Raw genomic sequence first — 25,569 nt, 5'->3', positions numbered from 1 at the left:
CTGAACGTCCGCTCTTGGCCGGAAACAGCCGCTTAATGACGGCGACATGTTGCTCCAGCCTGCAAATAGCAAAACAACCAACAAAAAACTCATGTCTGTGGCGCGGTTGTCTATCAGTCTGTAACTGACGCTCCAAAACCCGCACAATTGCCGGCTTTTTTTTCGACAGGAAGTCCCCATGCAACGGATTGTAATTCTTGGCAATGCCGGTAGCGGTAAATCTACCCTTGCCCGAGCCTTGGGCAAGCGTCTCGGTTTACCCGTGGTGCATCTGGACACCCTGTTTTGGGAACCCGGCTGGATTGAGCCAGACGCCGAGCAGTTTCGCGCACGCGTCAGCGAAGCAATCTCAGCGGATGTCTGGATCTGTGAAGGCAACTATGCCCGGCGCACATTCGACCTGCGCCTGCCTCGTGCCGACCTGATCATTTGGCTCGATACGCCGCGGCTCACCTGCTTCACCCGGGTGATCTTGCGCAGCATATTGAATCGACCTCGCGCAGACCTTCCTGCAGGTTGTACAGAGAAGCTTGACCGGGCGTTCCTGACCTTCCTGAACTTCGTATGGAATTTCGATCGTGGCTATCGCCCTGGTATCGAGGCGGTGCGTCAGGCCATTGGCCCGCAGATCCCGACGGTGCAGTTACGATGCAAGCGACAGATTGGCGCATTTCTGGATAGCTTGCCCGCGCCACCTGAAATCTGCCTCGAATAGTTGAATGGCAGTCTCGGCCACCTGAGTTCACGCCGAAATACCGTGCTCACTTGCGATCAAAAAAAGCCCAATCGGGCACCATCATGAACGTCCGTTTTTGGCCGATTTCTACCTGTTGCGAAGAGCTGCAATCGATCCATTGCAAGAACTCATGACGTCAGGATAAAGGGGCAACACGCGGTCCCGCCCAAAACAGACGTTTGAATCACTTGTGAAATGTGACATCACTCATCCAAATTTTTACGGTTTTTTTACAGTAGGTGTTTTTACCCGCAACGATACTGGCCGCGATTTTTTAGATGGTCCATGTGCCAATCATTTTTTATGGCCCCAGCAAATCGTATTGCCCAAGGATGGCGTGCACTTTCTCCACCGTAATTTGAGAGACGCGACCCTTGAGCGAAACAGTGACCAGTACCCATGCAGATTCCCAATCCAAAACGTCAGGAGTGGGCTTGCTTGTCGCCGCTGTCGGCGTGGTTTACGGGGATATTGGCACCAGCCCCCTTTACACACTGAAAGAAGTATTTTCCGGCCACTATGGAGTTCAGGTAAATCACGACGGAGTGTTAGGCATTCTATCGTTGATCTTTTGGTCACTGATTTGGGTCGTCTCGATCAAATACGTGCTGTTTATTCTGCGTGCCAACAATCAGGGTGAAGGCGGCATCATGGCGTTGACGGCGTTAGCCCGCCGCGCCGCAGCACCCTATCCGCACATGAGCAAGGTACTGGTTCTGCTCGGTCTGTTCGGCGCGGCACTTTTTTACGGGGACAGCATGATCACCCCAGCTATTTCAGTGCTATCGGCAGTTGAGGGGTTACAGCTAGCGTTTGACGGAATAGAGCACTGGGTGGTGCCCTTGTCAGTGATCGTGCTGGTGGCGCTGTTCCTGATACAGAAACATGGCACGGCTCGAATCGGCACCCTGTTTGGCCCGGTTATGGTGCTGTGGTTCGTGGTGTTGGGCGTGCTCGGAATCTACGGCATTTTGCAGCGGCCCGAAGTGTTGCAAGCGCTTAACCCTGCTTGGGCAGTGCAGTTCTTCGTCGTTCATCCGGGAATGGGTGTAGCAATTTTGGGTGCCGTCGTGTTGGCATTGACCGGTGCTGAAGCGCTGTATGCGGACATGGGCCACTTTGGTCGCAAACCGATTTCCCGTGCTTGGTTCATTCTTGTGTTGCCGGGGCTGGTGCTCAATTATTTTGGACAAGGCGCCCTCATCCTGGAGAACCCGGAGGCGGTGCGCAATCCGTTCTATCTGCTCGCGCCGAGCTGGGCATTGCTGCCGATGGTCGCACTGTCCACACTTGCGACCATCATCGCTTCTCAAGCAGTAATCTCTGGTGCTTTCTCCCTGACGCGCCAGGCAATCCAGCTTGGTTACGTCCCTCGGATGTTCATCCAGCACACCTCCAGCCAGGAACAGGGGCAGATTTATATCGGTACGGTTAACTGGGCGTTGATGGTCGGTGTTGTTCTGCTGGTGATCGGCTTCGAGTCGTCCAGTGCCTTGGCCGCTGCCTATGGGGTCGCTGTGACGGGCACCATGTTGATCACCACCATTCTGTCTTCGGCGGTTGTCCTGTTCCTCTGGAAAACGCCCCGCTGGCTGGCCATTCCGATGCTGTTCGGTTTTCTACTGGTAGACAGCCTGTACTTCGCCGCCAACGCGCCGAAGATTTTCCAGGGCGGTGCGTTTCCGGTGATCGCCGGTATTGGCCTGTTTGTTTTGATGACCACTTGGAAAAGGGGACGAAAGATCATCGTCGAGCGGTTGGATGAGACCGCGCTGCCTCTGCCGATGTTTATCAGCAGTATCCGTTCACAGCCGCCGCATCGGGTGCAGGGTACTGCGGTTTTTCTGACGGCGAGGGCCGATGCTGTTCCTCATGCTCTACTGCACAATCTGCTGCACAACCAAGTGCTGCACGAGCAAGTGGTATTGCTCACTGTAGTGTCCGAAGACAGTCCTCGGGTCACAGCCGACCGACGTTTTGAGGTTGAAGCGTATGGCGAAGGGTTCTTTCGGGTCAGTCTCCACTTCGGATTCATGGAGGAGCCCGATGTACCCATGGCCTTAAGTCTTTGTCATTTGAATGAGTTGGATTTCAGCGCGATGCGCACGACTTACTTCCTCAGCCGGGAGACGGTGATCCCAACCAAGCGTATTGGTATGGCGCGCTGGCGAGAGGGCCTGTTCGCGTTTCTGCTGAAGAATGCCAATAGCAACCTGAAATACTTCAAGTTGCCGTTGAATCGGGTGATAGAGCTGGGTACGCAGGTCGAGATGTAAAAAATCACCAAGCAAGCCCGCATTGGCGGGCTTGTTGTATTCGGCAGAATATCCGTGCGTCGTGAATGACTGCTTTTGGCCGAAAGCTGCCGTTCGTGCCCGGTGGCTTCCGGCCAAAAGCAAACGCGCAAAGATGGCAAGAATTGCAAAATTGGGGGCAGACCAAAAATCTGTCCCCTTTTCTCTTGGGGCAGGCCACGAACATCTCCCGCTCTATAGGCCAAATGAGCCATCGAGTAACCCCGCATCGCGCAAAAACAGGCCCGGTCCGCAGGGTTGCGAGGGAAATGGCCCCCGCTGTTGTTGCAGGACTCGGACCATTACATGCGGCCCGCGCCTAACCAGGGGCCATTTCTCGCAGCAACGCGGCTCGCGATGAAACGGCAACAGACCCTAGAGCTGAAAGCGCGAGATGTTCTCTCGCAATGTCACGCTGGTGCGTGCCAGTCCTTCGCTTTCCTGCTGAGCGCTGCGGAAGGCTGCAGCGGATTGCTCGGCGCTTTCGCTGACGGTCACGATGCCCCGGCTGATCTGCTCGGCAACGGTACTCTGCTGCTCGGCGGCAGCAGCGATTTGGTGGTTCATGCCGTTGATCCGCTCGATCATGGCTACGATCGTGCTTACCGCGTCACCGGCCTCGGAAACGCCGGACACCGACTGCGCACTGGAGTGCTTGCAGCGTTGCATATGCTCCGAGGTCTCGTCGGCAATTTTCTGCAGACTGGCGATCAGCCCCTCAATTTCGGAGGTGGCCTTCTGGGTGCGCTGTGCAAGACTGCGCACCTCGTCGGCTACCACCGCAAAGCCGCGTCCGGCCTCGCCAGCACGGGCAGCTTCGATGGCTGCATTGAGGGCCAGCAGGTTGGTCTGGTCGGCCACCGACTTGATCACTTCAAGCACGCCGCCGATATTGCCGGTTTCATTCTTCAGCCGGCCCATGGCCATGTTGGACTGTTCGATTGTCTCGGCCAGCTCGCCGATCATGTTGACGGCATCTTTGGCCTTTTGCTGGCTGTACAGGGCCGCGCTATCGGCCTCGCTCGCGGCACTGGCGGCGGATTCGGCATTGCGCGCGACATCTTGCACGGTGGCGGCCATTTGGTGAACGGCGGTGACGATCTGCTCGACCTCGCACTGTGCCATGGCCACGCTTTCGGCATTTCTCATGCTCGATTGGCTAAGCTCTTGGCTGGATTCGGCCACAGTCTGTGAGGAGAGGTTTATGCCCTTGGTCATGTCCCGCAGGTTCTCCTGCATGCTCAGCAGGGCGGCCATTATGCTGGCTTGGGGTGGTTCAATCGTGCGCTCGCTAGCGCGCAAATCGCCTTGGGCAACTCGTTGGGCGAGCTGGTTGAGTTCGCTCGGTTCTGCACCCAGCGCGCGCAGCAGGTTGCGGCTGATGACGTAGCCCAGTACCGCTGCTAGCAAGACGGCCAGCGCAGAAATGGCGAGTAGCAGGTTGCGTTGTGACAGATAGTTAGCCTCATTTTCGCTGACCTGCAGGTCGGCCTTCTGGTTGGTGTAGCGCAGGTATTCGCCAATTGCCTGGGTCAGCTCGGCCAGTAATGGTGTGCACTGCTCGCTGACCATGCGCAGGGCCTCGTCGTTTTCACCCTTGAACAGGTGTTCGGCAATGGTCTGCGCTACCGGTTTGTAGCGGCTCTCGACCTGCTCGATGGTTGAGAGTAGTTCACGTGCTTTGGGCGACACATCATTTTGGCTATCAATTGCCTGGCGTAGCGCGGCGAGGCTGCTGGCCACCATTTGTTCATTGGCGGCAATAGCGCCCCGCTGAAGTCCTCTCGCGGTGACATTGCTGTTCAAGGCGATGTTACGCAGGGCAATCGCGCGCTGGGCGGCGGCGTCGTTCAGTGTGTTGGCCAGGCGGGTGCTTGCATTAACGCCATTAACGTAGAGAAAAAAGTCCTTGTTGCTGTTAGCCAAGGCGTACAGCGAGATAGCGGCGATCAGCAACATAAACGCGAGCAGGCTGGCATAGCCGGCATAGAGGCTGGTCCGTGTAGAAAGCCTAGGAGTGTGCGATGGCATGATGTACCTGCGTAATGGGAGAAGCAATTTAGGGACACCTGCAGGGTATGTATTTGCCCTTGTCCGCATCCTGCGCAGGTATTCTTTTGTTCGACGGCAACGAGCAGCGGCGTTATTTCCTGGCTAGTTGAAACTTGTACAAGCGTCTATGCCTGTACAAGTCTTGTACAGCTATATTGGCGTGATGTCGTCATGACATCACTCAGCCCGATGAACGGTCAGTAACGTCCGGTTTCTGGCACTCGCGAGAAATAGAGGTCGTGCTATTGGGCTGACTACTGTTTTGCGGCGATACAGCTCAAGGCCATCTTTGGGCCGATAGAATCCTGCGAGCGCTGTAAAGACGTGTAGCGCTATGTCTGTATAGGTACCCTGGATGGGTGAGCCAGGCCGCGCTAATTGTGAGCATTCGCTGCGCTAGGGGCTGCTGCCGATTCATCGCGAGCCGCCTTGCTGCGAGAAATGGCTCCCGGTTATGGGGGGCGAGTTCATTCTCGGATCTCCATGCGAGATGGCGGGGAAGATTTGGCGAACGTGCGGCGAGAGTGTTATGCAAATAGCGCGCGATGGGTTGACTGCCCCACTTGCGGGACATTCATGCCGACTGGGCGAGCATGAGAGGGACTAGCGGATTGATCGACATGAACGTCTGATTGGTCGATTTTGCCAGCTTATAAGCCACAAGTTATCTCCGACGTTAATGTCTACTTTTGGCCGAAAGCAGACGCTGACAGCCATTCCCACTCCATGCCCCCAGTCAAGAACCCGGACCGGTCATTTCATCGTCGGTCAGGGTGTTGATAAGCAGACGTCCCGAATCGACCATAGGCCCACTCCCAACAACTCGCGCGGAAGCAGTATCCCCGCCATGATTGCCCGATTCCACAATCCCGCTGGTACGCGTTTCGGCTGGGGCTGGTTGATCGCATTTAGGATTTGCTGGGCGAGCGGCTGGTGTATGTGATCGAGGACGTGCAGCCCAATCCCGACGTTACCCAGTTGCGTGGTACTTACGAGCGATTTTGGCAAGAGGCCGGCGAGTGTGACGCGGTGATCGCGGTCGGTGGTGGCAGTGCAATTGATACGGCGAAGGCGTTGATCGTCGGCACGGAATCGGGTCGTTTTGATGAATTGCCCGCTTTGCTGGCGACCGGCAAATCCTTCGTTCCGGCTCGCAGCAAGGTTCTGATTGCAGCGCCGACCACGGCTGGCCGTCATTGATCTGAATACCGTAGCCGTCCCTGGAGCGGCCTGTTTCGTGGACAGATCCAGCCGCTTCACAGCTCCCGAAATCGTCGCTCGAAATCATTCGCCAACTGTTCCAGCGTGACGCTGCCCAAGCGATCAATCAGCAATGCTTGCGCCGCGTCAAACGCTTCGGTCAGCGCGGCATTCACCGCTTGTTCGACCAGGCATTGCGGATGGTCGGTCGATAAACCGATGGCGAACAGCGAGGACGAGCCCAGCGCTTGGTGGATGTCCAGCAGGGTCATTTCTGCCAGCGGCTTTGCCAGCGTCCACCCTCCCCTGTGGCCCTTTTCCGAGCGCACATAACCTTGTTTTTTCAGCAGCGCCATGGTCCGCCGAACCACCACCGGATTGGTGCCGAGCATCTGCGCGATGGTGTCGGACGTGGCCGGTTGGTCGTGGCGAGCCATGTGGATCAGCACGTGCAGCATGCGCGACAGGCGCGTGTCATTTCTCATCGATGCGGTTTCCTGAATGTGCGCCGGCGAGTATCGCTCGATACAGCATAAGTTACGAGACTGTTGACACGCCAACTTCATGTAACTTACGTTGTGTCTAGATTTCTTCGAGCAGGTCGAAGATCGACGGAGACTGATTCATGACTTATGACGTGATCATCGTTGGCGGCAGCTATTCCGGCATTTCCGCAGGTTTGCAATTGGCCCGAGCGCGGCGAAAGGTGTTGATCATCGATGCTGGACAACGCCGCAACCGCTTCGCCAACAGCTCCCACGGATTTCTTGGCCAGGATGGCCGCGACCCTGGGGCAATAGCCGACGAAGCTCGTGCGCAATTGCTGGCGTATCCAACCGTGGAGTGGCTTTCGCAGCCCGCCGTTGAGGCAACGCGCGGCGATGATGGATACGTGATCACCGTCGCAAACGGCGAACAATTCGCGGCGCGGCGCTTGATTCTCGCCACGGGCGTGGTCGATGAACTGCCGGACATTCCCGGGCTGGCGGAGCGCTGGGGGCGGCGTGTGTTTCATTGCCCGTATTGCCACGGCTATGAATTGGACGGCGGGCAGATTGGCGTGTTGGCGGCGTCGCCAATGGCGATCCATCACGCGCTGATGTTGCCGGACTGGGGCCCAACCACACTGTTGCTCAACGAAGTGTTCGAACCGGATGCCGAGCAGTTGGCAGCGCTGGCCAAGCGTGGCGTGACGCTAGTGACCGAACCCGTATTGTCGATCGGCGGCGAACACGCCGAGGTGACTCTCGCCAGCGGTCGTGTGCTGAAATTCGCAGGACTGTTTACCCAGCCTCGGACGCGCATGAGCAGCCCGTTGGCGGCGCAATTGGGGTGCGCATTTGAGGTCGGGCCGACGGGAGATTTCATCAAGGTCGATGCGATGCGCGAAACCAGCGTAACCGGCGTGTTTGCCTGCGGAGATGCGGCGATAGGTGCGGGCAATGTCGCTATTGCGGTGGGTGACGGCGCACGTACCGGCGGCGCGGCGCATCAATCGCTGATGTTTCGCTGAACCCGCGACGTTCATTCACCCGAACAGCAAAAAAGCCCGGCTGATGAGGCCGGGCTTTTCATCGAGTCTTACGCTGGAACCATGCATTCAGACTGCACGGCGTTCGAGCAGACGTTCTGCGCCACCTTCGGCAACCAGATTGCCTTTCAGACGATCCGAACCATCCGCTGCGACGGCATCGCTGAACAGCGGGTCGGTTTGCGTAGCGGCGGCAACCGCGTCGCTGAACAGTGGATCGGTTTGCGTAGCAGCGGCGACCGCGTCGCTGAACAGACGATCCGAATTATCCGCAACTGCGCGTTTTTCCAGCAGGCGATCAGCGCCACCTTCGGCGACGCGGTTCTGCATCAGACGATCCGAGCCGCCTTCAGCGACCACAGGTTGGGCAGGAGTCGCTGCGAAAGCATTCAGTGCGAAGATCGAAAAAGCGATGCCGAGGATGGTTTGGCGTTTCATTATCGTGTGCTCCGTGGAGTGGTTTGGAATGGAGCCGATCTTACGCCGCGCTGCTGATATGAGAACTTCATTGAGTTAATGGTTGTTATTGATTCGATTAATGACTGAAAAATTGGGCGACTTCTTCCTTCTCCAAGCAGCGATATGCCGTGGCAGCGCTGTATGAATCATCGAAGATGCATGACGTGAGTAGCACGGTCCTCATTCGACCGTTGAAATCCGCAACGCAGATAAAATGCGTCGCCCTCCGGGGTATCGGTTGATAGGCGTAGCACATTAAATTGCTGACTAGCGCGCTCGACTAGCGTGGCTACCAGCAATTGTCCAACGTGCTGTCTGCGTGCTGAAGCGGCGACATACAACCTGCGCAACCTGCCGGTCTCAGTTGGCGCATAGGGGTCAACGGTAATGCCACCAATCCCTATCAGGTTATCGCTCTGATAGGCTGCCATCAGGCACTCACCCGGCGCATCGAAGCGGTTAATTCCGCTATGCCATTCCTCAATCAAGCGAGTGAGGAAGCGGAAACCTTCGGCGACCGCTTCTCTCTCCAGCGCGGCGATTTGCACCGGAAGATGCAGGATCTGTTGAATCTGAATCTGTCGCATTGATCATCCGTGAAATGAAAAGAACCCAGTTGGCAGAAAGAATGTATCGACGCGAACTTCAGTCATGCCGGTTTCGGCCTATTGCGATACCCGCGACAACACATCAACAACACCCGCAACCATCGTCTCAGCACTCTCCACCCCATCAACACGCAACACCGGCGCCTTTTGCCGGGATAACCAAGCCTCGTGCCAAGCTCGATTGCGTCCTGAAAAATTGGGATCGTCGTACTGCGAAGCCCACTCGCGAAAAGCCACATGTATCTCGTGCATGTCTCCGCCCGGGGCTATCCGATTGCCGAAGCGCCGCGTTTCCCGTGCGGCCAGGCGTTCAAGGCGAATCGGCGTCGGCGTCACGACAAACACAATCAGATCGGCAGGAGCAATCAGCGTTTCTCCCCAGCCCATACATGAGCCACTCAGCACCCAATCTTCGTCAGCGAATTTTTGCTGGATCAACGACACGCGCTCTTCGGCAGGTCGTTTGGTGGTGAAAGGAGGATTGGTCGGCATCCAGTAAAAATCATCGACATCGACATGCCGTACACCGAGCAGCGTTGCGAGGTTTTGCCCCAGCGTGGTGACGCCCGCACACGAGGCACCTGTGATGTACATCCGCATTTTTTCCTCCATGAATATGAGCCGATTTTGACGTCGGCAAGATATCGCATACCTCGCCTCAGTGCCGCACTCAAACTTCGCAAAACCCTCAAAGCAACCGATCAGTGGCAGAATCCCCGCAACTTGATCGTTTTGGAGACCAGCATGCTTCGTGTATTTGAACGAAGACTCGACCCCTTCCCACCTGACGAAGTGCCACCGCCGCCCGCCGGCCTGGCCCGGTTTCTATGGGCCTGCACGCGCGGCGCTCGCGGTTACATCCTGGCGCTGGCGCTGTTGAGTGCCGGTGTGTCGATTTACGAAGCGTGGCTGTTTTCGTTTCTGGGACAGATCGTCGACCTGCTCTCGACCTGGCAGGCCGGCGGTGAAGCGGCGGCGCAGGAAAGTCGCGTGTTGTGGGGCATGGGCATTGTCATGGTGACCAGCGTCGGGCTGGTGGCGTTGCGCACGATGGTCCAGCACCAAGTATTGGCGATCAACTTGCCGTTGCGGCTGCGCTGGGATTTCCACCGGCTGATGCTGCGACAAAGCCTCTCGTTTTTTTCCGATGAGTTCTCCGGCCGCGTCACCACCAAGGTCATGCAGACTGCGCTGGCGGTGCGCGACGTGCTGTTCACAATGATCGAAATCCTGCCAGGGATCGGCGTGTATTTCATCGCGATCATCGCGCTGGCCGGCGGCTTCGCGCTGAAGCTGATCCTGCCCTTCATGGCCTGGTTCGTGTTGTTCGGCTTGGCCATGTGGTATTTCGTGCCGCGTCTGGGCAAAGTCGGCCAGGAGCAGGCCAACGCACGGTCGATGATGACCGGGCGAATTTCGGACGCGTACACCAACATCACCACGGTGAAACTGTTTTCCCACTCCAATCGCGAAGCGCATTTCGCGCGTGCGGCGATGGAGGATTTCAAGCAAACCGGTTTCCGCCAGATGCGCCTGGTGAGCCAGTTCGAGATCGTCAATCAGGCACTGGTAGTGGCGTTGATCATGTCGGCGGGCGGCTATGCGTTGTGGCTGTGGCATGCCGGCGCGGTCGGCGCGGGTGCCGTGGCGGCGATCACGGCGATGGCGTTGCGGATCAACGGCATGTCGAACTGGATCATGTGGCAAATGACGTCGCTGTTCGAAAGCATCGGCACCGCCCAGGATGGCATGGCGACGCTGACCCTCGGCACCAAAGTGCAGGACGCGCCGGATGCGGGCGCGCTGCAGACCACCGGCGGCGCGGTGACTTTCAACAATGTCAGCTTCAACTACAACGGCGAGCGCCAAGTGCTCAGCGGCCTCAACCTGAACATCCGCCCGGGCGAAAGAATCGGCCTGGTCGGGCGTTCAGGCGCCGGTAAATCCACGCTGATCAACCTGCTGCTGCGTTTCTACGACGTCGACAGCGGCGAGATTTGCATCGACGGCCAAAACATCGCGAAAGTGACGCAAGACAGCCTGCGCGCCTCGATCGGCATGGTCACGCAGGATACGTCCCTGCTGCACCGTTCGATCCGCGACAACATTGCCTACGGCCGACCCGACGCGACGGATGAACAAATCCGCAGCGCCGCCGCCAATGCGCAGGCCGACGAGTTCATCAGCCAACTCAGCGACCGCCAGGGGCATAGCGGCTATGACACCTTGGTCGGTGAGCGCGGCATCAAGTTGTCGGGCGGCCAACGCCAACGCGTGGCAATCGCCCGGGTCATGCTAAAAAACGCCCCGATCCTGCTGCTCGACGAAGCCACCAGCGCGCTGGACTCGGAGGTCGAAGTTGCGATCCAGGAAAGCCTCGATGAGATGATGCAAGGCAAAACCGTAATCGCCATCGCCCATCGACTGTCGACGATTGCCGCCATGGACCGGCTCATCGTGATGGATGACGGGCGCATTATCGAGCAGGGAACGCACAGCGAATTGCTGGCGAAGAATGGCGTTTACGCGCGGCTTTGGCAGCATCAGAGCGGTGGTTTTTTGGGCGAGGACAAAGGTGTGGTTGAGGCGTTGGATCAGGTGTGAACGGTGGAGTGCGGAGTGCGGCGAGCGATGCCCGCCGCGCTCCAGCTGTTCGTTGACCGCTGGCAGCTCCAGATGTCAGGTAGGCCATTTGCTGCAACGGCTGAGCGTGAAGTATTCACGGGCCTATCTGACAATTTATCGCTGCACGGCGATGAGCATCGATCGAGTTAAAAAACTGCTCCTTCGATATGGTGGACCTTCGGTTCTTCAGAAAAATAATCCTCCAGGCCCAGCATGAACATCTGATGGTCTTCACTCGCCTCGAAGCCCGGCGAGTGATCTTCAAGTGAAGCCCAGCGCACTATCAGGTTGAAATGCTCGGGGGTTTCGATTCCTTGCGCGAGCAAATGGCCGCCGTAACCCTTCGCGCGGGTGAGCAACGGCGCGACCTCGGCGAAGGCACTTTTGAATTGTTCAATGCGCTCTTTGTGCACGGGAAGCAGAGCAATTTCATAAATCATGGCGTTTCCTCTGATACGACTTAGACGGCTGACATTCCGCACTTACGAAATGAGCGATGGCTCGACTGCAATCGCGATTTTGCCTTGCAGGCCGTTGTCGGGACTTTCCAGCCGAGCATGGGCCAGGCCGATATCGGCCAGCGAATAGACCGCGCCAACGTGTGGCCGCAACTGACCGCGAGCGACCAACGTGCTCAGCTCATCAAGCTTGCCGCGGTTTTGTCGGGTGAAGACGAAGTGATAACTGGCGTTCTTGCCCCAGGCCTGAACGAGGTTTTGCGGCTGCGCGATGTCGACAATCGAGACCACGCGGCCCAGTTGAGCCAGCGCATCCGGGCTGCGCGACAAGGTGTCGCCGCCGATGGTGTCGAACACCACATCCACGCCTCGGCCGCCGGTTTCGCGCAGGATGGCGTCGACGTAATCTTCCTGTTTGTAGTCGATGAGCACATCGGCACCCATGCTGCGGGCGAACTCGAAATTCGCTTCGCGCACGGTGGTAAAGACCCGCGCGCCAATGGCTTTTGCGACTTGGATCGCGACATGACCCACGCCTCCCGCGCCGCCGTGGATCAGAATGCTCTCCCCTACCCTGAGCGCCGCTCGCACGGTCAGTGCTTCCCAAACAGTGCCGCCTACCAAAGTCAGACTGGCAGCCTCAAGATGGCTCAGCGATGGCGGTTTGTGGCCGATGATGCTTTCGGCCGCAACGTGGTACTCGGCATAACTGCCTGGGCCGTCGAATATTTGCGGGGTGTACCAGACTTCGTCGCCCGGAGCGAAGCCCGTCACCCCCGGCCCGACTTCTTCGACAACGCCTGATACGTCATGTCCGGTGATCGCCGGCAGTGGCACCAGGTCAGCGTAATCGCCGCGCCGAACCTGAAAATCCAAAGGGTTGATGGAGGTTGCGTGTACCCGCACCAAGACCTGTCCCACACCCGGCACTGGCTTGGGCACGTCGCAGAGCTCGAACGATTCCGGGCCGCCAAATGATTTGAGTAGCATCGCTTTCATTTTGAAATCCTCGTATCGATAAAAAGGAATATCGAGATATCTCGATATGGTGCGGTAAAAAATTACAGATCTTTCCCGATCAACTCGGCAAGGGCACTGATGGTTGCTTCATTGCGTTTGTAGTACGTCCATTGACCGATGCGCCTGACTTCGACCAGGCCCACTCGTTGCAGGGTTGCGAGATAACCCGACACCGTTGACTGCGACAGCCCGACACCCTCCTGGATACTGCTGACGCAGACACCCACCATGAAAACGTCACCCTCATCCTGCGCAGGGAAATTGTTCAAGGGGTCCTTCAAGCCTTTCAAGATTTGAAGGCGTACCGGATTTGAGAGTGCTTTGAATATTTCGAGTAAGTCCATGGGCCGGATGATATCGAGATTTATCGATATATCAATACCCAATTTTTCCTCCACGACGGACGGTTTCCGGCCAAGCACTTGTCCAGTTTCAGCGAAAGGAGATGAAGACTCGCGAGGCATTTGGCGAGCAACCAACCGACTCTTCATCCCCAACTCAGATCACCCGGCGCTGGTCGGCACTGGCGCGTTGAGCAACTGCTGCTCCCACAAGTACGCAATACCGCTACCGGCAGCATGCTGCAGCAGCACATCGGTCAGCGTACCGGCCGTTTCCTCCCGAGCCCAGTCACGCTGCCACTCTGCGGCAAGAGCGAGCCAAGTCATCATGTTCGCGCCCGCCGCAATCATGCGCTGGATCGCCACTTGATGGGCCTCGACCGAAACCGCGCCGGACGCGTCAGTGATCACCGTTACATCCCAGCCTTCGCCGAGTGCCTGGATCACCGGCATGGCGACGCAGACTTCGGTCCACAGTCCCGCAATAACCAGTTGCTTGCGGCCCGTCGCTTTCACCGCGTCCACAACTTTCGGGTCTTCCCAGGTATTGATCAGCGTCCGATCAATCACCTCTTGGCCGGGAAAAACATCGAGGATTTGCGGAAAGATGAAACCGCCGCGCTCGGCTATCACGCTGGTCAAAATGGTCGGCACGTTGAACGCCTTGGCAGCCTTCGCCAACGCCGTCGCATTGTTGACCACCATTTGCGGCTCATGGCTGTTCAGGTTAGTGAGCTGGAAAGGCTGGTGGTCGATCAGAACGAGCACCGAATCTTCAGGACGAAGAAGCGAGGTAAGGCCGTTACGAAAAGTCATTAGTGCATCCTGTTGTCGTTATGAATCGGATTGGTAATGAGCGGCAGACGCCAGCGGCGACGTTGCCTTCGAACGACACTCTGCTGTTCCCCTGCTTAATCCGGTAGTGTTGCCAGGTGTTTGGCTGTGTCGCGAAATGAGGAACGCCCGTTTGGATATCGAAGAGCTTCAGACATTCGTAGAGGTTGCTGACGCCGGGGGCGTTTCACCTGCCGCAGTCCGGCTGGGCGTGTCCAAGTCAATCGTCAGTCGCAGGCTGGCGCGGCTGGAAGCGCAGCTTGGCGTGCAGTTGCTGACACGCTCGACTCGCGGCGCGGCGCTGACTGAGGAGGGCGCGACCTTTCGCGACTATGCCGCGAGGGTCTGCTCAGAAATGGAAGCAGCCAGGGAAGCGATCCTGCCCGCCGGCGCGCTGCAAGGTCGTTTACGAGTGGCCGCGCCGCTTTCTTTTGGCCCGACTCACTTCGCCCCCGTACTGGCGGAAATGGCCGTGCGGCACCCGCAACTTCAGATCCAGACCTGCTACAGCGACCGCTTCGTTGACCTCATCGCCGAAGGTTACGACTGCGCGATCCGCGTCGGCTACCTGCAGGACTCCAACCTGATCGCAAGACGCATCGGCCCAATCAACGGCAAGCTCGTCGCGAGTCCGGGCTATATCAAGGCTCATGGTTCACCCGAGAAACCGGAGGAACTGATCGCCCATCAAGCCCTGATGCAGAGCACCGAAGCCTGGCAATTCATGGATGGCGACAAGGTCGTCACCATTCGCCCGCAAGGACGCTTCAAGGCTGACAACGGCATCGCGCTAGTCGCCGCCGCCGTCGCAGGACTCGGGGTCGCTTATCTGCCCGATTGCCTCACGTATGACAGCGTGGAATCCGGCGCACTGGTGCCGATCATGACGCGTTATCCACCACCGCCAGCAGGTGCCTATTTAGTCCGCCCGGCAGGCCAGCATCCGGCGCAGAAGATCCGGGTGTTTGCGGAATTGTTGATCGAGTATTTCGGGAAATCTCCGTATTTTGCCGGAGATGTTGCTGTTTGATGGGGGGAGGTGTTTGAGTGAGTGGTTTCGGCCTATCGCGGACATCAGAATATCTGGCCACTCACGCAGAGGATAAGGTCGTAAGCTGTGTGCTTCGTTGTCGATAAGGAAATCGCATGTCACCGAACAAGGCTTGCCCCGTCATCCTCTCGAGCATTCCTGGTGCACGTATCCTCCTGTTCCGCCATCCAGTAGCGGGCGTACAACTGGTCAAAGGGACAATCGAGAAAGGCGAAACTCCGGCTGAAACTGCCCTGCGCGAATTAAGCGAAGAATCGGGCATTGCAGCTGCCTCGGTTGTCAGCGATCTGGGCTGCTGGGACGCCGGGCATCTCGACCAGATATGGTCATTCCAGCTGTGTTTTACGCATGCGTCCTTGCCGGAGCAATGGGCTCATCTCACGCTCGACGACCATGGCCACACCTTCAACTTTTTTTGGGCTCCGCTCGATAATTTGCCGTATGACGACTGTCATCCGGTCTTCCGTCGAGCATTAAGATTTCTAGCTGCCAGGCTGACTGCGCGAGGTTTTGTACTGGCTCATGATCAAAGTAGCGATACGTCCGCCGAAGGTCCGACTTGAGGTTCTCAGACGCTTTTCAAAAGAGGGGACAGATTTATTTGCTTAAAAATAAATCTGTCCCCTTTTTTGCGTATCAGACAGTCGCACCCAGCAACGCTTCATCCTTCGCCACCGCACGTTTATAGGCGTCGCGGCTCGTTAACTTCTTGGCGTAAGCGAGAAACGCGGCTCTGTGCGGCAAGGTGCCTAAGCCTAGCCCCCAGCCAATGTGGGAACCCACATAAACGTCTGCAGCGGTGAAGCGTTCACCAGCAATAAACGGCTGCGCTAACACCGCGCGTTCCAGTTGATCGACGGTGCGCTCATAGCTGCCGTAGCCAAAGAAGAACTCCTGATCCGGCTCTGGGTTGAAACCGGCGCGGTGGTTAGTGACAGCCTGCTCCAGAGGCCCCGCAGCGAAAAACATCCAACGGTAATAGGCGGCCCGCTCCGCCGCCACTGGAGCCAGCCCGGCTTCGGGGAATGCGTCAGCCAGGTACGCACAGATGGCGGCGGTTTCTGTTATGGTTTGCCCGTTATGCACCAGCGCCGGGATCTTTCCGATTGGGTTGACGTCGCGAAAAAAACTGACGCGCAGGTCATCAGCGTCGGCCACCATTGGCACTGCCAGCGCAGCACCACCCCAACGGTCAGCCTGACTGGTCGGCTGGTAATCCATTACCACCGTCTCATACGCGCAGCCGATTTCTTCGAGCATCCAGCGCACCATGCGTCCGCGAGAATTGGGGTTGGTATAGAACGTCATTGTCATCGTGAGGTCCTTTTTGGCTCGGTTTGTTGACGACAATGGTAAGAGCGAAGTTGTGTCAGCCCGTGGGCAAAATCCGCCAGAATACTTGCCGAACGCGCCATTAGCGGCGCGTTGCACTCTGCATTGCCGCTCTCCTGCGGTTCGGAGCTCAGAAATGCCGTACCTTCACACCAGCGCCGAGCGGTGTAAATTGCCCAGGGTGTTCTGGGAATCTATAGAGCAGCTGGGACTGGATCCCTGGTTGATTGAGCAGCACGCTCAACTGCCCCATGGCCTTCACCTGAACGAATCCTTTGTCAGCACGCATCAGTTGTTTGCCGTCTGGGATGCCATTGAGGCGCTTTCTGCAGACCCTGCATTCGCGATAAAAATGGTTCGCGACACACCCAGTGCGAAACACAAAATGGCGTTTGTCGCTGCGTTGTATGCGGCTGATTTTCGTGACGGACTGGCGCGGTTATCGCGCTTGCAGCGCCTGTGCAGTCCCGACAAACTTTGCATCGACGAGCGCCAAGACACCGTTTCATTCTCGATTCAGTGGCCTTCTGGCACGGCCCCGGCTCCCTATCTTTCAGTGGAGGCTTGTTTTGCCTTGGTACTGGAGCTCGGTCGACGAGGCACCGGTATGAATCGCCCCTAGTTTCGTAGACACCTCCAAGCCTTAAAATGAGGCCCATTAGGAGGTGCCATGAGCAACCAGCGATATCCCGAAGAATTCAAAATCCAGGCGGTCAAGCAAGTGACCGAAAAGCAGCTTCCTGTCTCGGAGGTGGCTGCACGATTGGGTGTGTCCGTGCACAGCCTCTATGCCTGGGTTAAGCGCTACACCAAGCCCCAAGAACAGCGCGTTGAGGAGGATGATCAAAGCGCTGAGGTTCGTCGTCTACGTGCCGAGCTGAAACGGGTGACGGAGGAGCGAGACATCTTAAAAAAGGCCGCCGCGTACTTTGCCAAGGAGTGCGGCTGAAGTACGCCTTTATTAAGCAGCAATCGGGTCATTACGCGATTCGACGGCTTTGCCTGACGCTCAAGGTTCATCCCAGCGGCTACTACGCGTGGCTATCAGAACCAAAATCTGCGCGAGCCAAGGACGATCAGCGACTGCTTGGATTGATCAAACACTCCTGGCTGGAAAGCGGTGGCGTTTATGGCTATCGCAAGATCCATGATGACCTGCGAGAGGTTGGTGAGAGCTGTGGCCGTCACCGGGTGGCTAGGTTGATGCGCCTTGAGGGTTTACGTTCTCAGACTGGGTATCGACGGAGGCCGGGAAAATATGGCGGTAAACCAGCCGTTGCCTCACCGAACTTACTGAAGCGCCAATTCGATGTCAGAGAACCCAACAAAGTCTGGGTCACAGACATTACCTACATCCGAACATATGAAGGCTGGCTGTATTTGGCCGTGGTGCTCGATCTGTTTTCACGCCAGATCATTGGTTGGTCAATGAAGTCGCAGATGACCAGCGACGTAGCCATTGATGCACTGCTGATGGCGGTTTGGAGACGTAAGCCGAAGCAAGAGGTGATGATCCACTCAGATCAAGGCAGTCAGTACAGCAGCTCAGACTGGCGAAGCTTCTTGAAAGCTAACAACCTGGTGGCCAGCATGAGTCGTCGAGGTAACTGCCACGACAACGCTGTGGCGGAGAGCTTTTTCCAGCTGCTAAAGCGGGAACGGATCAAGCGTAAAATCTACACTACACGCCAGGATGCTCGGGATGATGTGTTCGATTACATCGAGATGTTTTACAACCCAAAACGACGCCACAGTTTCAACAATCAGCTGTCACCGGTAGAGTTTGAAAAGCGTTACGCAGCGAGCCTGGAGAGTGTCTAGAAAACCCGGGGCGATTCATCCCAACTTCTTTGGCATTCCCACAAGTAATAAAACGGATTGAGCGTTTTAAGATCCTGCAGAGTTAACACTTCTCGAATACCGGAAATGAATGCAGGCAAGTCCTTCGATTTGGAGACGCCGTAGGACGCTTTCATGATGAAGGTCGCTACGTTGGAATCTGCGTACACGCCATAACCTATCGGGTAGCTGATTGGCGCGGTCGACGTTGCAAACTCTTTATCCAGCACTATCAGCGAACGCCCGCGCATGGCGGTCGAGACAATTCCGTTCGCGCCGAAACTGCGCCGGCCGATTTTAAAGGAGCCTCTGTCATCGGTGCAGGCATACAAAATCCGCCAATCACGCAGAATCTCGAGGTTTTCTTTGAAGATTTCAAAAGCGTCCGACACATCGTCTGCGGAACACACCGCATGAATGGCGGACTGCACGTCAAACTCCTCGAACTTTGGTGTCTTGCGCGACCGCAAAGAACCCGCAATGGAATAGAACTTACGCAGAACTGATTGATACAAGCCCTTGAGTGTCATCAGCAAATCCCTTTTCGTTTCTTGATCCGTCAATTCTGTAGTGAGGGAGCAAGCCCCCTCACCGGCCTGAATTATCCAGGCTTGTGGTTATCCAGCAACCGATTGACCGCTAACTCGCCCATCGTAATTACCCGTTGCAGCACCAGCAGCGTTTGCCGTCGCGGGTTGTCCGTCAAGCCAACCATGTCGTTGACGATGATGCTGGCGGAGGCCAACGCATCACACGCATCAACAAGTAAGGTCTCGTCGTCGGCGTCTGCGTCGATGGCAAAAATGTTGCTGGGTTTGCGCGGCGCTATCTGCGTTTTCGTCGCCCCGGGATTGAGGTAATACTCGAGCGCGCGGTCTGCTGCGACTTTCATCTTTTGCGGATCGAGATCGAAAGTGGCGTCGTAAGGTACTGGACCGGTATTCGGGGGATTCGGCGTTACTTTGAACATAGTTGCTATACCTCATTGAAGGGCCGCAACCATTCCCTACTAAAAGAAGGGTGGCAGCTGTACGCAGGTTAGTAGACCGGGAGGTTTAGCAAAAACCGGCGCACCCGAAGGTGCCCTGCGCACAACTGCCATCAAATACAGATACCGAAATACCTGAATGAACAGAGTTGATGCACCTCACTAAAACTCTCGAGCTACTAAACCCGACCACTGATGAGCAGTGGCAGGCAAACAATAGGGCTCAAGAGCAAGGCGCACAAGCCGGCGGATTCTGTCTTAACCGTAGGCAAAGGCACAAGGTTTTGTAGTCTTCAGGACGTTACAACGGGTGTCGCTAAACAGATCCCACTAAACATGTTTAGAAGCCAGCAAACAGCCATCAGGCCCGTTGCAGACGCCGAAAAACCTGACGACCGACACCTCTGATTACAGTCAATCGCGAACCTTTCGCCACCAAACCGCGTCCGAGCAAGGGTCTTGATGTTTACCGCTCGCCGCGAGGTTCCTGTTTGAAAGCTGCCATCGTTGAAAAATACCGCTTGATGATCAAAACCATGGGTTATGTCGGCTGGGCCTTGTTCTGGCTGCTGCTGTGGGACATCGCGGTCACCATGGACTACATGTTGTTCCTCAACACCAAGATCAACCTGCCGCTGATGCCCCTGACTTTGCTGGGTTCGGCGCTGATCGTGCTGATCAGTTTTCGCAACAGCAGCGCCTACAACCGCTGGTGGGAAGCGCGGACGCTGTGGGGCTCGATGGTCAACAATTCACGCAGTTTTACCCGCCAAGTGCTGACATTGCTCGACGACACCGACGGCGAAATCAACCCGATGAAGTCGACGCTGGTGCGTCGCCACGTCGCCTACGTGAACTGCCTGGCCGCGCACCTGAAGGGCGAGCCCTGCCCGGACGAGGTTCGCGCATTTATCCCGGCCGAAGAGTTCGCCCGCAGCGCCACCACCAACAACTTCGCCAACGACGTGCTCAATGGCTCGGCCGCCCTGCTGGCCCTGGAATACAAGGCCGGGCGGCTCGACAGCATTCGCCTCACGCGGCTGGAATCGACGCTGGTCGAACTGTCCAACAGCCAGGGCGGCATGGAGCGGATCGCCAATACGCCTCTGCCCTACCCTTATGTTTACTTTCCACGGCTGTTTATTTCGCTGTTCTGCCTGATCGTGCCGGTTGGCCTCGTCGAGTCGCTGGGTTGGTTTACCCCGCTGGCCTCAACCGTGGTCGGTTTTATGCTGTTGGCTATCGAACGCATCGGCACCGACCTGCAAAGCCCGTTTCGCTCCAGCGAACATCAAATCCAAATGGAAGCGATCTGCGAAACCATCGAGAAAAACCTGCAATCGATGCAGCGTGATTCTCTGGGCAATGACCGGATTGGTTAAATGCCAGCGACAGCGATATTGAAATGACATCACACAAATAGTATTTTGCCGGGGGATCAAACTACAGCGTCACAAGGAAGAACCATGACCCTCAAAGGAACGCTGATTTCCGGCTACTTCGTGATCGGCCTGATTTACGCACTTTACTCGTGGATGTTCACAATCTATTCCCACGCCAGCTTCGCCTACAACCTGGGCCGAGGCTTGATTTGGCCGGCCGCAATGTTCCCCGCATTCGGCGCATTTATCGGCGGCATCATCATCGTTGTGGTCATCGGCGCGATTCATTTGAATCGCCGCTAAACGCTGCACCTCCCAAAATCATCAAGGACAAATGCTCATGAGCATGAAAAAGGTAACGCTGGCTGTGTTGTTGGCAGCGGCATTGGCAGGTTGTGGCGGCAGTAAGGACAAGGCTGAAGAGTTGATCGAAGTCAGCGGCCTGACCAAGCAATACGGCACTATCGTTGATATCGCATCAGCGGCTTACGCTTCCCGCTATCCCATGCTGGAGCGCGAACAAGTGCGCAACGTAGTGCGCGATAACATTGATCCGGACCAACTGAAAAGCGACATGGTCGATGTGTACGCCGATCACTTCGACAACGACGAACTTGATCTGATGATCCGCGCCAATCAACATCCCGAGCAGGCAATGGCGATGATTGTCGGTTCAAAAGAAGGTCGCGCACTCGCCGAGAAAATCATGAAAGTGCAAACAACTATCGCCAAAGACATGCAAGAAGCGATGGCGGACAGTGATGAAGCAATCATCGACGACTTGGATGATTTGAAGGACGAACAGAAGGGTTAAGCCCCTGAAAAGGGACGGATCTATTTTTCAGCCCCTGAGAGGAGCGATAAGTAAATCTGTCCCCTTTTCGATGACCGCAACCATAAGCAAAAAATCTTGCAGCATCTCCTGACCTTTTTGCAGCGCTGGGCCTCCAACCCTGAGACGGCCGACGTGGCTTCTCAATCCCAGATAGCTGACTTCAGCCAAGGACAGACGATGACTTTTTTTGTTTTTCTTCTAGCCTGCGGTGCCGCGGCGAGCACCGGCATCATGTTCAAACCCGGCCCGTGGTACCAAGCGCTGATCAAACCGCGTTTCACCCCGCCCAATTGGTTGTTTCCCGTGGCGTGGACGACGATTTATCTGCTGATTTCCTGGGCAGGATATCGCTTGAGCCTGATACCGGGCAGCCAAGTGGTGTTGGCGTTGTGGGCCGCGCAAATTGCGCTGAACACCTTGTGGACGCCGGTATTTTTCGGCGCGCACCGGATTTTCGCCGGCATGGTGATCATTTCGTTGCTGTGGCTGGTGGTCGCGGCGATGGTGGTATTGGCGATGCGCCTGGATGTCATCACCGGGCTGATTCTATTGCCGTATCTGGCGTGGCTCTGCGTCGCGGCGGCGTTGAACTTTTCGATTTTGCGCAACAACCGCTGAGGTGAATTGCGGCGTTCCTCGGAACGCCGCAAGCCGTTCTCAGCGAGTCTGGGTGCCATCACCCAAATCATCCCAATACGGCGGCGTGCCAATCGCCTGCAGGAAGTAATCCCACACCACCCGCACCTTCTGAGAACGCAGGCGATTCTCCGGCGAGAGCAAGTGTATCTGGCTCGGCGACTGCTCCACCGAGCCTTGCCACTGCGGCAACAGCCGAATCAGCTGTTGATTGACGAAGCTTTCGCGGCTGAACAACCACGACGGGAAAAACACAATTCCCCGCCCTGCCAGCGCCGCTTCCACCAGCACCTGCGCGTTGTTGCTGCGCAGCGGGCCGTGCACATCGATGATTTCGACATGCTCACCGCCAGATTGGCCGTCGCCGGGCGTGCGGAAAAACCAGCGCTGGGCGCCGCCCGTGCCTTTGTAGACCAGGCAGGCGTGGTTTTTCAGGTCTTGCGGCGAGCTCGGTTTGCCGTGTTTTTTCAGGTAGTCGGCGCTGGCGCACAGCACGTATTGCTGATCGCAGATCTTGCGGCCGATCAAACCGGAATCCTGCAGATGACCGACGCGAAAAATGAGGTCGGCGCCCTCCTGAATCGGGTCAATATAGGCATCCGTGACCGTCAGTTCCACGGTCAATTTCGGGTATTTGTCGTAGAGGCCATTAAGCAGTTTGACGATGTGCAAACTGCCAAACGCTACCGGCGCGTTGATCCGCACCAGGCCACCTGCTTCGGCGCCCTTGCCCATGATTTCTTCGTCGGCGGCGTCGAGCAATTCCAGCACGTCGCGGATTTGCAGGTAATAGCGCTCGCCGGCGTCGGTGAGTTTCACCGCGCGCGTGTTGCGATACAGCAGTTGCTGGCCGACCTCGCGTTCGAGCGCGGCGATAAAACGCGACACCGATGAGGCCGGCACCTGGAAATGCCGCGCCGTCGCAGTGAAGCTGCCGGTCACGGCAACCATTGCAAAGTAGCGGTGCGCTTTCAGGTGCATGGGCAACTCTCATCAGGAAGTTTTTCGGCGGACACAGCAAAACAGCCGTTACAAATGTAACGGCTGTCGATACCTCAGGCCAGCAAAGATCCGGCGCTTAGCCCTGATGCGGCGCGTAGTCGATGTAGCCCTCGGCGCCACCACCGTAAAAGGTTGCGCGTTGCGCTTCGGTCAGCGGCCAGTTGTTTTTCAGGCGTGCGACCAGGTCCGGGTTGCTGATGAACGGCGTACCGAACGCGGCAAGGTCGATCATGCCGTCATTGATCAAATCTTCTGCGCGAGCGCGGGTCATGCCGCCCGCGAGGATCAAGGCAGTTTGCGCCAGCCTGGATTTCATCGCCGCCAGCAGATTCATAAACGCATCCTTTGGGCCGCCGCCGGTATCTTCGGTGCCCGGCGCCGGGAACCCGGATTGGTCCATCACATGCACGTAAGCCAGTTTGCGCGCGCCAATTTCGGCAGCCAGCGCGGTGTAGGTTTCGTCGATTTGTGGGTACCACGGCATGTCGAAGAGTTGCCCGTAAGGAGAAACGCGAATGCCGACGCGCCCGGCGCCGATTCGGGCGACCACGGCGTCGATCACTTCCAGGGTGAAGCGCAGACGGTTGTCCAACTCAGCAGCGGAGTATTGGTCGGTGCGGTCATTGACCAGCGGATTGAGAAACTGCTCGTGCAGATAACCGTTGGCGCCGTGGATTTCCACGCCGTCAAAACCGGCTTCAATCGCATTTTCCGCCGCTTGGGCGAACTCACCGACGATGCGCGAAACCTCTTCAGTGTTCAGCTGACGCGGCGCCGGCGGTTCCACCAGTGCGGGTTGGCCATCGGCGTCATAACCGAACGCCGTCGCACCCACCGGACGTTTGCTGGACGCGCTCACGGGCAGTTTTCCACCTTCCTGAATCGACGAATGCGAGACGCGACCGACGTGCCAGAGTTGCGCGAACATCTTGCCGCCGATGGCGTGCACCGAGTCGGTGGTCAGGCGCCATCCGGCGATTTGCTCGGCGCTGAAGATGCCCGGGTTGAACAGGTAACCCTGGCCCTCGCGGGAGATCGGCGTGCCTTCGCTGACGATCAAACCGGCAGTAGCGCGTTGCGCGTAATACAGCGCAATGCGCTCGTCAGCGACGTCGTTCGGGGCACGGGATCGGGTGAGCGGCGCCATGACCACGCGGTTGTTCAGCGTGATGTCGCCCATGCGGAAGTCTTCGAAGAGTTTCGACATTTGAGTACCTGCGAATAAGGGGATTGAAAGCTGTGAGCAAGGCCGACTACGCCGCCTCGAACTCACCTGGGAAGTGCTGAATGTTGAAGTTGCGTCGATGCTAACTGGAGGCACGCAGAGCCACAATCCGCCTGAATCGCAAATGACTATTGCTTTTTCAGCAACGCCGACAGCAATGCTGACAACAACGAAGCCGCTGGGTAAGCGGCTTCGTTTGATACCAATCGAGCTTTATTTTCAGGACTGCACGAACGCCAAAAGGTCTGCGCTCAGCCGTTCCTTGTGCGTGTCGGTGATGCCGTGCGGCGCGCCTTCGTAGACGATCAGTTGGCTGTCCTTGATCAATTTTGCCGAGGCCCGCCCCGCCGCCTCGATCGGCACAATCTGGTCGTCGTCACCGTGGATGATCAAGGTCGGCACGTCGAACTTCTTCAGGTCCTCGGTGAAGTCGGTTTCGGAAAACGCTTTAATGCTGTCGTGGGTGTTTTTGTGGCCACCGAGCATGCCTTGCAGCCACCAGGCATTGATCACGCCTTGCGACGGCTTGGCATCGGGCCGGTTGTAACCGAAGAACGGCCCGCTCGGGATGTCGATAAACAGCTGCGAGCGGTCGGCCAGCAGGCCTTGGCGAATGCCGTCGAACACCGACACCGGCAGACCACCGGGGTTGGCGTCGGTCTTGACCATCAGCGGCGGCACCGCCGAAATCAGCCCGGCCCTCTTCACCCGCGCGGTGCCGTGACGGCCAATGTAACGCGCCACTTCGCCGCCGCCCGTGGAGAAACCGAACAGCGTCACGTCGGTGACGTCGAGGTGGTCGAGCAACTGCGCGAGGTCGTCGGCGTAATGGTCCATGTCATTGCCGTCCCACGGCTGACTGGAGCGGCCATGCCCGCGCCGATCATGAGCAATGCAGCGAAAGCCGTTGGCGGCCAAGTGATACATCTGCGCTTCCCAACTGTCGGCGTTCAACGGCCAACCGTGGCTGAACACCACGACCGGGCCGCTGCCCCAATCCTTGTAATAGATTTCCACGTTGTCTTGGGTGGTGAAGGTGCTCATGGTTTTTGCACTCCCTGGGAGTTTTGGCGGATGTTCATGGCGTGGTGCCGGGCAATTAACTGCCACAGCATGGTGAG

General features: G+C 57.2%; 27 protein-coding genes and 1 pseudogene. 13 read left to right on the top strand and 15 right to left on the bottom strand.

What is annotated here, in order from left to right:
* The first annotated feature begins 178 nt into the window (after positions 1–178).
* Together BLU01_RS24870 and BLU01_RS24865 are read left to right on the top strand one after the other, a co-directional pair.
* Positions 179–715 (top strand): P-loop NTPase family protein, encoded by a 537-nt coding sequence (locus BLU01_RS24870; RefSeq protein ID WP_092280456.1) that lies wholly within the window; start codon positions 179–181, stop codon positions 713–715.
* Positions 716–1,110: 395 nt separating this feature from the next.
* Positions 1,111–3,012 carry a potassium transporter Kup gene (locus BLU01_RS24865; protein WP_092280454.1) on the top strand — a complete coding sequence of 634 codons (1,902 nt, stop codon included), beginning with the start codon at positions 1,111–1,113 and terminating at the stop codon, positions 3,010–3,012.
* A 393-nt stretch (positions 3,013–3,405) separates the two neighbouring features.
* On the opposite strand, the gene BLU01_RS24860 is transcribed toward BLU01_RS24865, so the two are convergent.
* Positions 3,406–5,061 (bottom strand): methyl-accepting chemotaxis protein, encoded by a 1,656-nt coding sequence (locus BLU01_RS24860; RefSeq protein WP_092280452.1) that lies wholly within the window; start codon positions 5,059–5,061, stop codon positions 3,406–3,408.
* A gap of 868 nt (positions 5,062–5,929) precedes the next feature.
* Between BLU01_RS24860 and BLU01_RS24855 the strand changes: the two are divergent.
* Positions 5,930–6,273, top strand: a pseudogene (locus BLU01_RS24855) (iron-containing alcohol dehydrogenase); the annotation flags it as partial.
* A 65-nt stretch (positions 6,274–6,338) separates the two neighbouring features.
* Here the strand turns inward: BLU01_RS24855 and BLU01_RS24850 are convergent.
* Positions 6,339–6,767 carry an Rrf2 family transcriptional regulator gene (locus tag BLU01_RS24850; protein ID WP_092280450.1) on the bottom strand — a complete coding sequence of 143 codons (429 nt, stop codon included), beginning with the start codon at positions 6,765–6,767 and terminating at the stop codon, positions 6,339–6,341.
* A gap of 140 nt (positions 6,768–6,907) precedes the next feature.
* On the opposite strand from BLU01_RS24850, the gene BLU01_RS24845 reads away from it, so the two are divergent.
* Positions 6,908–7,795 carry an NAD(P)/FAD-dependent oxidoreductase gene (locus BLU01_RS24845; protein ID WP_092280448.1) on the top strand — a complete coding sequence of 296 codons (888 nt, stop codon included), beginning with the start codon at positions 6,908–6,910 and terminating at the stop codon, positions 7,793–7,795.
* 87 nt (positions 7,796–7,882) lie between these two features.
* On the opposite strand, the gene BLU01_RS24840 is transcribed toward BLU01_RS24845, so the two are convergent.
* The 3 genes from BLU01_RS24840 to BLU01_RS24830 form a co-directional block, all read right to left on the bottom strand.
* Complete coding sequence (locus BLU01_RS24840) at positions 7,883–8,251, bottom strand: hypothetical protein (protein WP_092280446.1); 369 nt, start codon at positions 8,249–8,251, stop codon at positions 7,883–7,885.
* A gap of 167 nt (positions 8,252–8,418) precedes the next feature.
* Complete coding sequence (locus BLU01_RS24835; RefSeq protein WP_092280444.1) at positions 8,419–8,859, bottom strand: GNAT family N-acetyltransferase; 441 nt, start codon at positions 8,857–8,859, stop codon at positions 8,419–8,421.
* Positions 8,860–8,937: 78 nt separating this feature from the next.
* Positions 8,938–9,480 carry an ATP-binding protein gene (locus BLU01_RS24830; protein WP_092280442.1) on the bottom strand — a complete coding sequence of 181 codons (543 nt, stop codon included), beginning with the start codon at positions 9,478–9,480 and terminating at the stop codon, positions 8,938–8,940.
* Positions 9,481–9,624: 144 nt separating this feature from the next.
* Here BLU01_RS24830 and BLU01_RS24825 point away from each other — a divergent pair, with 144 nt between their 5' ends.
* Complete coding sequence (locus tag BLU01_RS24825; RefSeq protein ID WP_092280440.1) at positions 9,625–11,484, top strand: ABC transporter ATP-binding protein; 1,860 nt, start codon at positions 9,625–9,627, stop codon at positions 11,482–11,484.
* A gap of 167 nt (positions 11,485–11,651) precedes the next feature.
* On the opposite strand, the gene BLU01_RS24820 is transcribed toward BLU01_RS24825, so the two are convergent.
* The 4 genes from BLU01_RS24820 to BLU01_RS24805 form a co-directional block, all read right to left on the bottom strand.
* Positions 11,652–11,945 carry an antibiotic biosynthesis monooxygenase family protein gene (locus BLU01_RS24820; RefSeq protein WP_092280438.1) on the bottom strand — a complete coding sequence of 98 codons (294 nt, stop codon included), beginning with the start codon at positions 11,943–11,945 and terminating at the stop codon, positions 11,652–11,654.
* Between the two features lie 42 nt (positions 11,946–11,987).
* Complete coding sequence (locus BLU01_RS24815) at positions 11,988–12,962, bottom strand: zinc-dependent alcohol dehydrogenase family protein (protein WP_092280436.1); 975 nt, start codon at positions 12,960–12,962, stop codon at positions 11,988–11,990.
* 62 nt (positions 12,963–13,024) lie between these two features.
* The gene (locus BLU01_RS24810; RefSeq protein ID WP_092281738.1) at positions 13,025–13,327 is read right to left on the bottom strand and encodes an ArsR/SmtB family transcription factor; all 303 of its coding nucleotides are present in this window, start codon (positions 13,325–13,327) and stop codon (positions 13,025–13,027) included.
* A 159-nt stretch (positions 13,328–13,486) separates the two neighbouring features.
* Positions 13,487–14,140, bottom strand: coding sequence for a hydrolase (locus tag BLU01_RS24805; protein ID WP_092280434.1), 654 nt, complete (start codon positions 14,138–14,140; stop codon positions 13,487–13,489).
* A gap of 151 nt (positions 14,141–14,291) precedes the next feature.
* Here BLU01_RS24805 and BLU01_RS24800 point away from each other — a divergent pair, with 151 nt between their 5' ends.
* Positions 14,292–15,188: a LysR family transcriptional regulator gene (locus BLU01_RS24800; protein ID WP_092280432.1), complete on the top strand. Its 897-nt coding sequence runs from the start codon at positions 14,292–14,294 to the stop codon at positions 15,186–15,188.
* 116 nt (positions 15,189–15,304) lie between these two features.
* Positions 15,305–15,772, top strand: a complete 468-nt coding sequence (locus BLU01_RS24795) for an NUDIX hydrolase (protein WP_092280430.1) — start codon at positions 15,305–15,307, stop codon at positions 15,770–15,772.
* Between the two features lie 73 nt (positions 15,773–15,845).
* On the opposite strand, the gene BLU01_RS24790 is transcribed toward BLU01_RS24795, so the two are convergent.
* On the bottom strand, positions 15,846–16,523 hold the full coding sequence (locus BLU01_RS24790; RefSeq protein WP_197675571.1) for a glutathione S-transferase family protein: 678 nt from the start codon (positions 16,521–16,523) through the stop codon (positions 15,846–15,848).
* A gap of 154 nt (positions 16,524–16,677) precedes the next feature.
* Between BLU01_RS24790 and BLU01_RS24785 the strand changes: the two genes are divergently transcribed.
* Both BLU01_RS24785 and BLU01_RS24780 read left to right on the top strand, forming a co-directional pair.
* Complete coding sequence (locus tag BLU01_RS24785; RefSeq protein WP_092280426.1) at positions 16,678–17,163, top strand: AraC family transcriptional regulator ligand-binding domain-containing protein; 486 nt, start codon at positions 16,678–16,680, stop codon at positions 17,161–17,163.
* A 48-nt stretch (positions 17,164–17,211) separates the two neighbouring features.
* Positions 17,212–18,362, top strand: a protein-coding gene (locus BLU01_RS24780; RefSeq protein WP_092271200.1) for an IS3 family transposase whose coding sequence is annotated in 2 segments (ribosomal slippage) — positions 17,212–17,446 and positions 17,446–18,362 — 1,152 coding nt in all. Because the reading frame shifts where the segments join, the coding sequence is not laid out codon by codon here.
* On the opposite strand, the gene BLU01_RS24775 is transcribed toward BLU01_RS24780, so the two are convergent.
* Entirely contained in the window at positions 18,359–18,910 is a 552-nt protein-coding gene (locus tag BLU01_RS24775; protein ID WP_092280424.1) for a hypothetical protein, read from the bottom strand. The genes BLU01_RS24780 and BLU01_RS24775 overlap by 4 nt on opposite strands.
* A 71-nt stretch (positions 18,911–18,981) precedes the next feature.
* A complete protein-coding gene (locus BLU01_RS24770) occupies positions 18,982–19,350 on the bottom strand; it encodes a DUF6124 family protein (RefSeq protein WP_092280422.1) in 369 nt (122 codons plus the stop codon).
* Between the two features lie 509 nt (positions 19,351–19,859).
* On the opposite strand from BLU01_RS24770, the gene BLU01_RS24765 reads away from it, so the two are divergent.
* From BLU01_RS24765 to tspO, 4 genes are all read left to right on the top strand, one after another.
* On the top strand, positions 19,860–20,750 hold the full coding sequence (locus tag BLU01_RS24765) for a bestrophin family protein (protein WP_092280420.1): 891 nt from the start codon (positions 19,860–19,862) through the stop codon (positions 20,748–20,750).
* A gap of 84 nt (positions 20,751–20,834) precedes the next feature.
* Positions 20,835–21,053, top strand: coding sequence for a hypothetical protein (locus BLU01_RS24760; RefSeq protein WP_092280418.1), 219 nt, complete (start codon positions 20,835–20,837; stop codon positions 21,051–21,053).
* 37 nt (positions 21,054–21,090) lie between these two features.
* Positions 21,091–21,564, top strand: a complete 474-nt coding sequence (locus tag BLU01_RS24755) for a DUF2059 domain-containing protein (RefSeq protein ID WP_092280416.1) — start codon at positions 21,091–21,093, stop codon at positions 21,562–21,564.
* A gap of 198 nt (positions 21,565–21,762) precedes the next feature.
* The gene (gene tspO / locus BLU01_RS24750) at positions 21,763–22,203 is read left to right on the top strand and encodes a tryptophan-rich sensory protein TspO (protein WP_092280414.1); all 441 of its coding nucleotides are present in this window, start codon (positions 21,763–21,765) and stop codon (positions 22,201–22,203) included.
* Between the two features lie 39 nt (positions 22,204–22,242).
* Here the strand turns inward: tspO and BLU01_RS24745 are convergent, their stop codons facing one another.
* From BLU01_RS24745 to BLU01_RS24735, 3 genes are all read right to left on the bottom strand, one after another.
* Positions 22,243–23,202, bottom strand: coding sequence for a LysR family transcriptional regulator (locus BLU01_RS24745; RefSeq protein WP_092280412.1), 960 nt, complete (start codon positions 23,200–23,202; stop codon positions 22,243–22,245).
* 97 nt (positions 23,203–23,299) lie between these two features.
* Positions 23,300–24,430, bottom strand: coding sequence for an alkene reductase (locus tag BLU01_RS24740; RefSeq protein WP_092280410.1), 1,131 nt, complete (start codon positions 24,428–24,430; stop codon positions 23,300–23,302).
* A gap of 237 nt (positions 24,431–24,667) precedes the next feature.
* On the bottom strand, positions 24,668–25,492 hold the full coding sequence (locus BLU01_RS24735; protein WP_092280408.1) for an alpha/beta fold hydrolase: 825 nt from the start codon (positions 25,490–25,492) through the stop codon (positions 24,668–24,670).
* Positions 25,493–25,569: the final 77 nt, after the last annotated feature.

The organism is Pseudomonas prosekii (assembly GCF_900105155.1).
Classification (GTDB): Bacteria; Pseudomonadota; Gammaproteobacteria; order Pseudomonadales; family Pseudomonadaceae; genus Aquipseudomonas; species Aquipseudomonas prosekii.
Note: the sequence above shows the minus strand (reverse complement) of the source record. Positions and strands in the feature narration are given on the sequence as shown.